The following is a 12515-nucleotide window of genomic DNA, read 5'->3' as shown; positions in this document are numbered from 1 at the left end:
AAGCGCTATGAAATTGATTGCGGTTGGAGATAATGTTGTAGATTACTACCAGGATCAAGAAACATTTTACCCGGGAGGAAATGCCTTAAACGTTGCTGTGCTTGCCAAGCGGCTCGGGCATGAGTCTTCCTATATCGGAATCGTCGGCAATGACGAAGCCGCGGCGCATCTGTTGAACGTTCTCAAGCTGGAGCAGGTCAATGCAGATTATATCCGCCAGGCGCACGGGGAAAACGGGATGGCGATTGTCACCCTTGATGAACAGGGGGACCGTATTTTTGTCAGGTCAAATAAAGGCGGCATTCAGTCCCGGCTTCGGCTCGTGTTCCAGGAGAAAGATATAGCCTTTATCAGCGGACATGATCTGCTGCATACGAGCGTGTACAGCAGGCTTGAGAACGATCTTCCGCAGCTGTGCGGGCTTGTCCCGGTCTCATTTGATTTTTCAACCAATCGGGAGGATGATTATTTGAGGAGGGTCTGTCCTTATGTGACGTATGCGTTTTTTTCAGGAAGCGATTTGAGTGAGTCGGAATGCGGTGAGCTTGCCAAAACAGCTCATGGATACGGAGCCAAAATGGTTTGTATGACCCGAGGGGGCCAAGGAGCAATCCTGTCTGCGGGTGATCGAGTCTATCATCAGCCGATTGTGGAAGCTGATATAATAGATACACTTGGGGCGGGAGATTCTTTTATAGCAGGCTTTTTGACTGCCTTTTGCGTGAAGCAGGATATAACGTACGCTTTGCGCCAGGCTGCTGAAACGGCTGCGAAAACATGCGGTGTGTACGGAGCTTTCGGCTATGGCTATCCTTATCGCTTGGAGGACGGGGGAAGCAGTGAAAAAACGAGAATACTATAAGCAGTGTCTCGTTTTTTATGCCTGTTATGTGTAGGGGCTGTTGATGGTAAAAGTGACACGGTTTGTGTGCATCAAAAACAATGAGCAATAGATTGGCTGGTCGTTTGATGTAAAAGCCGTTTTATCAATTTCAAACAGCGCATCCCCGATATCACAATCCAGGTATTTGCTTTCCTCCTGCTGGGCATATACAACGTTTAATAGCTTCGTATTGTGCGTGGGTACAACTTTGTATTGCTGTTTCAAAATATCATGCATGGAGACGCCGTCAGCAATAAAGGTATCAATGCCGGGAAACAAATCAAGCGGATAATGCGTCACTTCAAAGGTGAGAGGCTGATCATCATTATATAAAATCCGTTTTAATTCAACGACAGGGCTCTCGGGTTGGATTTGAAGCTTTTCTGCGATGGGTTTTGACGCTGGAATGATGTCATGGGACAGCACATGATGCTTCGGTTTTTTGCCGGTTGATTCCATAAATTCCGAGTAGCCGTTTACAGCGATCAGCTCTCGTTTTAATTTAGGGCTTTTAACGAACGTTCCCTTTCCCTGCTGCCTGATCAGATAGCCTTCTTCGACTAAATCGAGAATGGCTTTCCTGACGGTGATGCGGCTGACGTTATACTTGGTGCAAAGCTCGTTTTCGGTAGGCAGCTTGGCGGTTGGGGAATACACGCCCTTTTTGATGTCATCAGTGATGATTTGTTTTAGCTGAATGTATAAAGGTGTAGAACTTCCGTTGTTTAACAAAGGGTAGCCTCCTTTTAACCTATTATTTATATTATAATGTATTATGACGTTATAATACAAATTTACATTTTTTATTTTAGAAATATAGCAAAAATGGGAATCGATTACTCTAAAAATAACAGAAAGACCAAGTTGTTTCCAGTGACGAAATAACGGGTCAAAAGATAGGGGGACTTTTCTGATGGCTTCATTAACATTTGAACACGTCAAAAAATCATATCACTCACAATTAACCGTGAAGGACTTTGATTTAGATGTAAAGGATAAGGAGCTTTTGGTGCTGGTGGGGCCGTCAGGATGCGGAAAATCAACAACGCTGCGGATGGTGGCTGGATTAGAAAGCATTTCTGAAGGAAATCTTCTTATTGATGGGGAGCGGGTCAATGATCTTCCGCCGAAAGAACGTGATATTGCGATGGTATTCCAGAACTATGCGCTTTATCCGCATATGACGGTTTTTGATAATATGGCGTTTGGATTAAAGCTCAGAAAGATGGCGAAACAGGAAATTGCCGAGCGGGTTCATGCGGCAGCCAGAATTTTAGAAATTGAACATTTGCTGAAGAGAAAACCGAAGGCGCTCTCCGGCGGGCAGCGGCAAAGGGTGGCGCTTGGCAGGTCGATTGTGAGGGAGCCGAAGGTCTTTTTAATGGACGAGCCGCTTTCTAATCTGGATGCAAAACTAAGAGTGACGATGCGGACAGAAATCAGCAAGCTGCACCAGCGATTAGAGGCAACGATCATTTATGTCACGCATGACCAGACCGAAGCAATGACTATGGGAGATCGGATTGTCGTCATGAATGAAGGGGAAATCCAGCAAGTGGCGAAACCTCATGACATTTATCATTACCCGGCCAATTTGTTTGTCGCAGGCTTCATTGGCTCTCCTGGGATGAACTTTTTGAAAGGCATCATAGAACAGCAGCATGGCGAGCTGTTTTTCACAAATTCTTCGATCCGGCTTCATATTCCTGAAGAAAAAGCAAAGCGGCTGAAGGAAAAGGGATATGCCGGAGAACAGATGATTGCCGGTGTACGGCCGGAGCACATCACACAAATGACAGGAAATGACCAGTTGTTTGATTCAGTGTTTCAAGCGAAGGTGGAAGTGAATGAAAATCTGGGCTCGGAGCTCATAGTGCATGTCATGGCTGGGGACGAGCGGCTCAAGGTCCGCCTGGACGGAAACACGCGAATCGATGCAGGCGATTCAATCCAGCTCTCAGTGAAAATGGACCACGTCGTCTTTTTCGATGCGGAAACGGAAGAGGCTGTGTATTAGAAAAAGGTGCTCCTAAAAAGGAGCACCTTTTTCTTACGGCCAAATCTCATCCGCCCATTCAGGGTGGTCGATAAATGGATTGCGGTTGTGCTGATATTTTTCATAAATGATTTCATTTCTTTTCCGCTCGCGGTCGTCAACCGGATCCTGCTTATTCCATTCGAGCAGGACAGATTGTTTGCCATGATAAGGAGCTGAGCCGTTGCCTGTCTTATCATTAAGCTCAAGATCAGGATAGCCGTCATCACCCTCGTAACGGACAGCCATGTAAAACAGCATGCGGGCAACATCGCCTTTCACATCATCGCGGGGCTCCCATGAATCGCCGTCATAATAATTTCCGGGTGCCTTCGCATATTCAGTGCCGCCATTGTCAAAATCCATATTTCCTCTGGCGCTGTTAACTTGAACATCAGCCGGGCGCAAATGATGAATATCAGTACCAGGTCCCTTGCTCGTACCAAAATCGCCATGGGATTTCGCCCAGACATGCTCGCGGTTCCAATCGCCGACATTGCCGCCGTTCAGGTTTTTGGAACGCGATTCATTCGTATAGAGCAGGATGACGTTATTCGGATTTCTTGGGTCTTCATCCGTTTCTTTCAGCGCGTTCCACACTTCGCTGTAGGACAGCATCGTGTGTCCGCTGATAATACGGTGCAGGGTGCTTTTTAGCGAGTCTCCTGTTTTACCTTCAGCCCCTTCATAATAGGTATCTGTGTCAGCATAGGGTGCAGCGGGGGCGGCTAATGAGAGAAGGCTTCCCGTTCCTGAAGGGGAAGACGCCAATCGGTCATTAAGGCTTAATGTGGTTTGCGCGCTTGCTGAAGCTGCTGGCGCAAGCCATCCGGAAATCAGTAATACACAGACGAGCGGCAGAAACCATGCTTTTTTTGTCATCACTTGCCCTCCTTTTATCAGATCATGTCTATTATCTAAAATTGAAATAAAGGATAGAAGTGTCATTTTGTATATTTTTCATTAAAATTGTAAATTAGTCCCTTTGGAGGAGGCGGAAATCTCCTGTTTCCATATCTTTAGGTCCTGTTTTTGCGGGCTGCCGGCATTTCTGTTTTCATCCGTTCCGCGAACATCGCCTCTCCAGCTTAGCTTGTTCATATGAAAGGCATTTTGACCCTCTCTTTCGCTCTTGCTGGCTCTCTTCCTTACCGTGTTTTCTTTTGACCTTTACATCAAAATAGTTGTGACATGTAGGGTGTATCTGGTTGCTGGATGGATACTGTGGCTAAAAAATAAACGTTTTTTTGGTTAATCTGTCAATGAACTATCATGTTGCTCCTTCTATAATGAAGTCACCATAGCGGCCAGAGGGGGGAGTACATGGAAAAGCAGAAGCTTTCAGTAAAAAACAGCATCACAGATTATATTGAATGGCTCGCCCAATACGGTGCGTCTGCGGATGGCGGCGTAACGAGGCTTTTATACACAAAAGAGTGGATGGACGCACAGCTTGCTGTGAAAACGGAAATGTCTTCTTTCGGGCTTGACACAAGATTCGACGATGTCGGCAATGTGTTTGGAAGGCTTTCGGGCACCCAGTCTCCGGATGAAGTCATTGTAACCGGGTCACATATCGATACTGTCATCAATGGGGGGAAATACGACGGCGCCTATGGTGTTCTGGCGGCAATGCTTGCGATAAAGCGGCTCAAAGAGACATATGGAGCGCCGAAAAAAACACTCGAAGCGGTATCCTTATGTGAGGAGGAGGGCAGCCGTTTTCCAATGACCTATTGGGGATCAGGGAATATGACGGGTGTTTTTTCATTACAGAATGGAGCAGAGCCAAGAGACGAATCAGGAGTCTCGCTGCAACATGCGATGCATGAGAACGGTTTTGGCAAAGGTGTGTTTCAGGCAGCATATCGGACAGATATCAGCGCTTTTGTTGAGCTCCATATTGAACAGGGACAGACATTGGAAATGTCAGGACGGGATCTCGGGATTGTGACAAGCATTGCGGGACAGAGGCGCTATCTCGTCACGCTGGAGGGGGAATGCAATCATGCGGGAACCACCTCCATGAAATGGCGCAAGGACCCGCTCGCAGCCAGCAGCCGTATCATTCATGAGCTGTTGCTGCGGTCGGAGGAGCTGCCGGATGAGCTCCGTCTGACATGCGGAAAAATAACGGCAGAGCCCAATGTAGCCAATGTCATACCGGGCCGCGTCCAGTTTTCAATCGATATTCGCCATCAGCATCAGCATGTGCTGGAACAGTTTCATCAAGACATGGTTGCTTTGATCAACGGCATTTGCCATCAAAAAGGAATTCGCGCCGTGATTGATGAATATATGCGAATAGAGCCTGTGCCGATGGACGAAAGGCTGAAGGCTGCGGCTTTTGAAACAGCATTAGAAAACGGCTTCAGCTGTGAGAAAATGGTGAGCGGAGCAGGGCATGACGCGCAAATGATCGGAAGGCGCTATCCTGCTTGTATGCTGTTTGTGCCAAGCCGAGGCGGCGTCAGCCACTCACCGAAGGAATATACGTCAGCCAGACAGCTTGAGATCGGCATCCGCGCACTGACTGATTTATTATACAAACTGGCTTACTGATAAAGGAGGAATGGCTGTGTCAGGCAGAAGAGAATTATGCACCCCGTTAAGAACGATTATGACGCCGGGGCCTGTTGAGGTTGATCCGCGTGTATTAAGAGTAATGAGCACCCCGGTTGTCGGCCAATTTGATCCGGCGTTTACAGGCATTATGAATGAAACGATGGAGATGCTTCGGGAGCTGTTCCAAACAAAAAACCGCTGGGCATACCCGATTGACGGCACTTCACGGGCGGGAATTGAAGCAGTGCTGGCTAGTGTGATAGAGCCGGAAGATGATGTGCTCATTCCCATTTACGGCCGTTTCGGTTATTTGCTGACTGAAATCGCCGAGCGATATGGGGCAAATGTTCATATGCTTGAGTGCGAATGGGGAACGGTTTTTGACCCGGAGGACATCATACGGGAGATAAAAAAAGTGAAGCCGAAAATTGTGGCCATGGTGCATGGAGAAACATCGACAGGACGGATTCACCCGCTGAAAGCCATCGGCGAAGCCTGCCGCACCGAGGATGCATTGTTTATCGTCGATGCAGTCGCAACAATTGGGGGCTGCGAGGTTAAAGTCGATGAATGGAAGATTGACGCTGCCATCGGCGGAACGCAAAAATGTTTATCTGTGCCCTCAGGAATGGCGCCGATTACATATAATGAGCGGGTGGCGGACGTGATTGCAGCTCGCAAAAAGGTGGAGCGGGGGATTGCGTCACAAGCTGACAGGGCAGCGCTTTCGGGAAATCGGCCAATTACAAGCAACTACTTTGATTTGAGCCAGCTTGAGGATTATTGGAGCGAAAGACGGCTCAATCATCATACAGAAGCGACGACGATGCTGTACGCCTTACGTGAGGGAGTCAGACTGGTGCTTGAAGAAGGCCTTGAGGCGCGTTTTGAGCGGCATCGGCACCATGAAGCCGCATTAGCAGCAGGGATAAAGGCAATGGGGCTAAGATTGTTTGGAGATGACAGCTGCAAAATGCCTGTTGTCACCTGTGTCGAAATTCCCGGCGGCATTGACGGCGAGTCTGTCCGTGATATGCTGCTGGCACAATTCGGCATTGAAATCGCCAGCTCATTCGGCCCGCTTGCAGGGAAGATCTGGAGGATCGGCACGATGGGGTACAGCTGCAGAAAAGAAAACGTGCTATTCGTGCTTGCCGGGTTAGAGGCTGTGCTTCTCAGACATAACGCAGGAATCGAAGCAGGAAAAGCGCTCCAAGCAGCGCTGGATGTGTATGAAAACGCTGGCCGCCAGGCGGCGGTGTAAAGAAAAGCTTGCGGAACTCCGCAAGCTTTTTAACGATATGATTTCGTGTTTTCTCCAATCTGATTTTCTTCGTTTGACTCTTTTTACAAATCCTCTTTCTATGTGTTTCATTTTCTGACAAATCATGAGTCATTTTTTCTTCCATCGTCTATTCTTTATACAAGTTACCTATAAAATCATGCTGAACTAGTTGTTTCTCACGGCAATTTTCGAGAGGAGGATGCAGCATTGGGGAATTTTCACAAGATGTTAGATGCGCTCCTGGAAGACCAGGAGGAGGCTGTACTGGCGACAATTGTTCAAGTTGAAGGCTCCGCGTATCGAAAAGCAGGCGCCTCTATGCTCTTTAAGAAAAATGGCAGACGGATTGGCTTGCTGAGCGGCGGGTGTGTGGAAGAAGATGTATTCCAAAGAATCAGTGCGCTGGGCGATCAGCTCACACCAACGCTGATTCCCTACGACATGAGGTCAGAGGACGATCTTTCTTGGGGCATGGGAGCCGGGTGCAATGGCATTATTCATGTTCATGTGGAGCGAATCACTCAGGAAAAAAGGCGGCACTATGAGAAAGTGAGGGATTGCCTTCATTCAGGCAAAGCTGTCACTTCTGTTATAAAGATTGGATCCTCACATTATTTATTTCTGACGGAGAACGGGCATTTTGGCAACTGGCCGGACGCGCCTCTGCAAGATATTCAACGTACTGTTTCAACGCTTCATTTACCGCATTTCGATCAAACCACTAACATGTTTATTCAGCGAATTGAACCGAAGCCGCGTTTCATTCTGTTTGGGGCGGGACCGGATACTGTACCGCTGGCCAATTTGGCGGCTGACACAGGGTTTTCTGTTATCGTGACGGATTGGCGGTCCGCTTATTGTACATCCTCTCTTTTTCCAAAAGCGGATCAGCTGATCACCGCTTTTCCGGAACAAATGCTTAGCGAATTTCAATTTTTTCCGCATGATGCAGCTGTTGTGGCAACGCATCATTATCAGCACGATAAAACGATCATCAACTTCTTATTTTCTCAAAACCTCCATTATATTGGACTGTTGGGTTCGGCAAACCGCACGAAACGGCTGCTGAACGGAAAACATCCTCCGTCGCACTTTTACAGTCCGGTCGGGCTGAAAATCGGTGCGGAAGGTCCCGAGGAAATTGCGGTAAGTGTAGTTGCAGAAATTATTCAAACAAGAAAACGGCTGGCGGTTGTATGAGAAACCCCTATCTGATCGGCGTGTTTCTCGCTGCCGGCAAAAGCAGAAGAATGGGTCAAAACAAGCTGGCTTTGCCGCTAAAAGGAGAAAACATCGGCTCACTTTCCTTGAAAACTGCTCTGTCGTCCCGCCTTGATCACGTGCTGGTCGTCGAGCGGACAGAACATGCCTCCCTTGAGTGGATAGGAGCGCCGTATCACGCTCCGCCTTTTCAAAAACGCTGGAGCCTGCACGTTTGCCAAGACGCAGAAAAGGGTCAGGGGCATTCAGTCAGCAGCGGGGTGAGAAAAGCAGAAAGCATGGGGGCGGACGGCGTTGTCATTTTGTTAGCCGACCAGCCTCAGCTTTCCGTCGATCATCTCAATGCCCTTGTGGCACTGGCCCCTGAGCCATTTGCCGTGTCATCGTTTTTAGGGGCGTTCACCCCGCCAATCTACTTCTCGTCGGCTTGTTTTCCTTATGTAAAGGGGTTAACGGGAGATGAAGGGGCTCGCAGGCTCCTGAAAAGCGGACAGCTTGGAGCAGGAGCGGTTTTGGAGGCAAAGGATAGCGGCGAGTTGGACGATATTGATACACCCGAGGAATATGACATGGTAAGGAGGGCGATGGCTTGAACGGCCAAGTGACAAAAGCAAGGATGAATATTCAATTATGGAGGCCGGCAGCGCTTGATGAGGCCTATTCGCTTTTAGAGAAGCTTGCTCCGGATGTGTGTGCCGCATCGGGAAGCACGCTGCTTCAGCTTCAGTGGGACAAAGGAACTCTACCGAAACAGCACCTTGTCAGCCTTGAAGGGATTGACGAGATGCGAGGGATCAGCGCCAGTGACACCCACGTGTCGATCGGGGCGCTCACATCACTGAGTGAATGCAGAAAGAACCCTTTGATCAAGAGCACGCTTGGCTGTTTCAGTGACGCTGCTTCCGCTGTCGCCGCACCGGGAATCCGCAGCCGTGCCACGATTGGCGGCAACATAGCGAGTAAAATCGGTGATTTCATTCCGCTTCTGCTTGTGCTTGATGCTGATCTTATCGTATATCAAAAGAAGCTAATCAGGCTGCCGCTTGGCGCTTGGCTCATTGAGGAAGACTTTAGAACGGCTATCGTCACGCGTGTCATCATCCCGCGGGCGGAGGGAGAGCGTGTATTTTATCACAAGCTTGGAAGGCGTCAGGCTTTTACAGGAGCGGTTGCTGTTGCAGCTGGACGTTTTTTGAAAGACGGCGGCATTCGCCTCGCCGCTGGCCATGCCGATATCACTCCTAGGAGATTATTGGACAGCGAAGCGAAATGGATGGCACCAGGGTGGGACTCGCATGAGCTGTACAAAACACTTATCCATGAGCTGCCGTTTTCCTCAGATGCTTTTATGTCAGCGGCATACAGAAAAAAAGCCGCTGCCAACGTCATCATGGCAGAGCTGATGGCTGAGGGAGGGGAATAAATGATCATCAACAAACCGTCAAGAGTCAGACCGGATGGAAGGGATAAGGTCACAGGGGAATTGAAATATATGACCGATCTCAGCTTTCCGGGAATGCTGTATGGCAAGGTGCTGAGAAGTGCTTATCCTCATGCAGAGATTGTGTCGGTTTGCACCATAAAAGCTGAGAAAATGGAAGGCGTGCAGGCCGTCGTCACACATAAAGACGTTCCCGGCTTAAACCGATTTGGCATTGTCATCCCTGATCAGCCGGTTTTATGTGAGGACAGGGTGCGGTATGTCGGGGATGCGATCGCCGCAGTTGCTGCGGAAACTGAAGAAATCGCGGAAGCGGCGCTGGAGCTGATTCGAGTTGAGTATAAAGAGCTGGAAGTCATGGATTCACCAGAAAAAGCGATTCGGCCGAATGCGCAAAGACTGCATGAGGACGGGAATATCCTGCACCGCGCATTTTTTTCAAACGGCGATGTGGAAGAAGGGTTTCAAGCATCTGACACAGTCCTTGAAGAAACCTATGAGCTGCCGCGGCAGATGCATACGTATATGGAAACGGAGGGAGGTGTAGCCGTTCCGGAAGACGACGGGGGTTTTACGATGTATGCAGGAACCCAGCACGGCTATAAAGACCGTTTCCAGCTTGCCCGTATTTTTGACATTCCTGAAGAGAAGATCAGGATTGTGTCAAGTCCGATGGGCGGCTCGTTCGGAGGGAAGGATGAGCTGAATATTCAGCCGTATGCCGCGCTTTTGTCACTGAAAAGTGGACGTCCTGTCAAAATCCATCAGACACGAAAGGAGTCTGTACGTTCTGGCATTAAGCGCCATCCGATGAAGATTACGATAAAAACGGGTGCGGATCATTCAGGAAATCTATTGGCGCATGACGTGAAAATTGTGGCGGACACAGGCGCATATGCTACGCTCGGACCGGCTGTTCTTGATTTTTCTGTCGAGCATGCCGCGGGGCCGTACCGTATTCCGAATATCCGGACTGAAGGAATATCAGTATTTACGAACAACGGGGTGGCGGGGGAATTTCGGGGTTTTGGCGGCAACCAAATCACATTTGCACTCGAAACCCATCTCGATCGTCTCAGCGGCATGCTCGGCATCGACCCGCTCGAGCTGAGAAGAAAAAATATCAGAAAACCGCATGACTTGGGGCCGCTTGAGCATCGAATTGCACCAACTGACGGAGCGGCACAGGTGTTGAATGCCATATCTAAATCTCCCATTCTTACAAGAACCAGCCGGAACTGCGGGTATCTGCAAAGAGGCACGGGAGCGGCAATTACAATGCACGGCGGCGGACTGGGGTATGGCCGAATGGATGCGGCAGGAGGCCGTTTGTCCCTTTCGAGTGAAGGCAAAATCACAGCATCGTTTGGATTTGAAGAATGCGGACAGGGGATTCTAGCAGCGATTGAACAGATTGTCATGGAGGAGTTAGGTTGTGCCGCAGAGGATATTTCCATTGTTATTGGGGATACCGCAAAAGTGCCGAAGTCAGGCTCCTCCACAGCATCCCGTGGCACAAGCATGGTGTGGCACGCGATCCAGCTTTTGAAGAAGCCGTTTCTAGCTCAGTTGAAAAAACGGGCGGCAGAATGGAGCGGCTGTTCAGCGGAAAACCTTATTCCCGGCGCTGCAGGCTTGCGTGACAAAAACACAAAGGCGCTCGTGGTGACGTATAAGGAGCTGGCTGAAAAAGGCCCTTTGGCAGAGGAAACGGCATTTGACTTTCCAACAACGCCTGATCCTGTGGTGGGCGGCCATTTCCTCTACTCATTTGGAGCGGCTGCCGTTGAGGTGGAGGTAGATCTGTTAACAGGCGATGTCAAATTGATAGATTGTGAGCACGCTATTGCGGCAGGTCCGGTTGTCAGTCCGCAGGGATATCGAGGTCAAATTGAAGGCGGCGCTGCCATGGCACTCGGCTACACACTGATGGAGGAAGCGAAAATGACGGATGGCCGTTATGCTGCGGAAAATCTCGATCACTATTTGATTCCCGGAATCAAAGATGTTCCTGACATGAAGGTGATTGCAATAGAAGACTTAATGAAGGGAGACGTATATGGACCGCGCGGTGTTGGCGAAATCGGAACAATCGCCATCACTCCGGCGATTGTAAAGGCAGTACATGATGCGGTCGGATGCTGGATAAACAAGCTGCCAATTTCAAGAGAAGAGCTGCTTGAAGCGATAGACAGAAAGGGGCTGAAGCAATGGACGTAAAAGAGGCCGGGCCATTTCCTGTAAAAAAGGAACAGTTCCGGATGACCGTGAATGGGCAGGAGTGGGAGGTTGCTGCCGTTCCTACGACACATCTGAGTGACCTGCTTAGAAAGGAATTTCAGCTGACCGGGACAAAGGTGTCCTGCGGAATCGGCCGCTGCGGAGCCTGCTCTATTTTAATCGACGGAAAGCTGGCCAATGCGTGTATGACCATGGCTTATCAAGTGGACGGCCATTCCATTACAACAATCGAGGGCGTACAACAAGAGGAACTGGATATCTGCCAAACCGCTTTTCTGGAAGAAGGAGGCTTCCAATGCGGCTACTGTACCCCAGGAATGATAATTGCGCTTAAAGCACTGTTTCGGGAAACCCCTCAACCTTCTGACGAAGATATAGAAGAAGGGCTGGCGGGGAATTTGTGCCGGTGTACCGGGTACGGCGGGATTATGCGGTCAGCTTGCAGGATTAGTAGAGAGTTGAACGGAGGGAGACGGGAGTCCGGCTTTTAAAAGCCGGACTTTTTTAGCCTCAGTCAGACAGCGCGATCAAGACGCAGAAGCGTTGTGGGAAAACACACGATAAATCTCGTAGAACTTGACAGCTTCTGGATTACAAAAAGATTAGTGAACACATAGCAAAGACGCCATAAAAACTTCTTATGGCGTCTGTCGGACAGGGAGGTGTTGGATACGGCGGAGGCAAGGAAAGTTAAACTTAATAATTAAAGATAGCTGCTCCAACAATGATCAACAAAATGAATAGCACCACGATCAAAGCGAAGGAGCTCCCGAAACCGTTTGAGTAACCAGAGTTTCCACTGTATCCACCAGAATTGTAGAATCCCATAATGTCATCTCCTTTA

Annotated in this window: 13 protein-coding genes; 9 read left to right on the top strand and 4 right to left on the bottom strand. The window is 49.1% G+C overall.

The window, feature by feature from the left end; genetic code table 11:
• The first annotated feature begins 7 nt into the window (after window positions 1-7).
• Window positions 8-862, top strand: a complete 855-nt coding sequence (frlD, locus tag NSQ83_RS17210; protein ID WP_198878520.1) for a fructosamine kinase FrlD — start codon at window positions 8-10, stop codon at window positions 860-862.
• A 24-nt stretch (window positions 863-886) separates the two neighbouring features.
• Here frlD and frlR read toward each other — a convergent pair whose 3' ends face one another.
• The gene (gene frlR / locus NSQ83_RS17205; RefSeq protein WP_003228628.1) at window positions 887-1615 is read right to left on the bottom strand and encodes a transcriptional regulator FrlR; all 729 of its coding nucleotides are present in this window, start codon (window positions 1613-1615) and stop codon (window positions 887-889) included.
• Window positions 1616-1796: 181 nt separating this feature from the next.
• On the opposite strand from frlR, the gene ugpC reads away from it, so the two are divergent.
• The gene (gene ugpC / locus NSQ83_RS17200) at window positions 1797-2900 is read left to right on the top strand and encodes a sn-glycerol-3-phosphate ABC transporter ATP-binding protein UgpC (RefSeq protein ID WP_024572486.1); all 1104 of its coding nucleotides are present in this window, start codon (window positions 1797-1799) and stop codon (window positions 2898-2900) included.
• Between the two features lie 33 nt (window positions 2901-2933).
• Here ugpC and NSQ83_RS17195 read toward each other — a convergent pair whose 3' ends face one another.
• Together NSQ83_RS17195 and NSQ83_RS17190 are read right to left on the bottom strand one after the other, a co-directional pair.
• Window positions 2934-3800, bottom strand: a complete 867-nt coding sequence (locus NSQ83_RS17195; RefSeq protein ID WP_009968119.1) for an endonuclease I family protein — start codon at window positions 3798-3800, stop codon at window positions 2934-2936.
• Window positions 3801-3881: 81 nt separating this feature from the next.
• Window positions 3882-4019, bottom strand: a complete 138-nt coding sequence (locus tag NSQ83_RS17190; protein WP_003228634.1) for a hypothetical protein — start codon at window positions 4017-4019, stop codon at window positions 3882-3884.
• 222 nt (window positions 4020-4241) lie between these two features.
• Between NSQ83_RS17190 and allC the strand changes: the two genes are divergently transcribed.
• The 7 genes from allC to pucE all read left to right on the top strand — a co-directional run bounded on the left by allC (window position 4242) and on the right by pucE (window position 12162).
• On the top strand, window positions 4242-5480 hold the full coding sequence (gene allC / locus NSQ83_RS17185) for an allantoate deiminase (RefSeq protein WP_163138387.1): 1239 nt from the start codon (window positions 4242-4244) through the stop codon (window positions 5478-5480).
• A gap of 16 nt (window positions 5481-5496) precedes the next feature.
• Window positions 5497-6747, top strand: a complete 1251-nt coding sequence (gene pucG / locus NSQ83_RS17180) for a (S)-ureidoglycine--glyoxylate transaminase (RefSeq protein WP_160243215.1) — start codon at window positions 5497-5499, stop codon at window positions 6745-6747.
• A gap of 228 nt (window positions 6748-6975) precedes the next feature.
• Window positions 6976-7968, top strand: a complete 993-nt coding sequence (locus tag NSQ83_RS17175; RefSeq protein WP_198878521.1) for an XdhC family protein — start codon at window positions 6976-6978, stop codon at window positions 7966-7968.
• Window positions 7965-8582 (top strand): xanthine dehydrogenase accessory protein PucB, encoded by a 618-nt coding sequence (pucB, locus tag NSQ83_RS17170; RefSeq protein ID WP_198878522.1) that lies wholly within the window; start codon window positions 7965-7967, stop codon window positions 8580-8582. Before NSQ83_RS17175 ends, pucB begins: the two co-directional genes overlap by 4 nt.
• The gene (gene pucC, locus NSQ83_RS17165) at window positions 8579-9412 is read left to right on the top strand and encodes a xanthine dehydrogenase subunit C (protein WP_046160819.1); all 834 of its coding nucleotides are present in this window, start codon (window positions 8579-8581) and stop codon (window positions 9410-9412) included. Before pucB ends, pucC begins: the two co-directional genes overlap by 4 nt.
• Entirely contained in the window at window positions 9413-11650 is a 2238-nt protein-coding gene (gene pucD / locus NSQ83_RS17160) for a xanthine dehydrogenase subunit D (protein ID WP_198878523.1), read from the top strand. It begins immediately after the preceding gene.
• Complete coding sequence (gene pucE / locus NSQ83_RS17155; RefSeq protein ID WP_198878524.1) at window positions 11641-12162, top strand: xanthine dehydrogenase subunit E; 522 nt, start codon at window positions 11641-11643, stop codon at window positions 12160-12162. Before pucD ends, pucE begins: the two co-directional genes overlap by 10 nt.
• Window positions 12163-12367: 205 nt before the next feature.
• On the opposite strand, the gene yuzJ is transcribed toward pucE, so the two are convergent.
• Entirely contained in the window at window positions 12368-12499 is a 132-nt protein-coding gene (gene yuzJ, locus NSQ83_RS17150; protein WP_009968115.1) for a YhzE/YjcZ family sporulation protein YuzJ, read from the bottom strand.
• Window positions 12500-12515 lie beyond the last annotated feature (16 nt).

Source organism: Bacillus sp. PS217, assembly GCF_037963535.1.
Lineage (GTDB): Bacteria > Bacillota > Bacilli > Bacillales > Bacillaceae > Bacillus > Bacillus subtilis.
This window is presented reverse-complemented; position numbering and strand designations above follow the sequence as displayed.

Bases quoted from the DNA above. Each gene is read 5' to 3' on its own strand.
- frlD (WP_198878520.1), top strand. From the start codon at position 8: ATGAAATTGATTGCGGTTGGAGATAATGTTGTAGATTACTACCAGGAT.
- ugpC (WP_024572486.1), top strand. From the start codon at position 1,797: ATGGCTTCATTAACATTTGAACACGTCAAAAAATCATATCACTCACAA.
- NSQ83_RS17195 (WP_009968119.1), bottom strand. From the start codon at position 3,800: ATGACAAAAAAAGCATGGTTTCTGCCGCTCGTCTGTGTATTACTGATT.
- NSQ83_RS17190 (WP_003228634.1), bottom strand. From the start codon at position 4,019: ATGAACAAGCTAAGCTGGAGAGGCGATGTTCGCGGAACGGATGAAAAC.
- allC (WP_163138387.1), top strand. From the start codon at position 4,242: ATGGAAAAGCAGAAGCTTTCAGTAAAAAACAGCATCACAGATTATATT.
- pucB (WP_198878522.1), top strand. From the start codon at position 7,965: ATGAGAAACCCCTATCTGATCGGCGTGTTTCTCGCTGCCGGCAAAAGC.
- pucD (WP_198878523.1), top strand. From the start codon at position 9,413: ATGATCATCAACAAACCGTCAAGAGTCAGACCGGATGGAAGGGATAAG.
- pucE (WP_198878524.1), top strand. From the start codon at position 11,641: ATGGACGTAAAAGAGGCCGGGCCATTTCCTGTAAAAAAGGAACAGTTC.
- yuzJ (WP_009968115.1), bottom strand. From the start codon at position 12,499: ATGGGATTCTACAATTCTGGTGGATACAGTGGAAACTCTGGTTACTCA.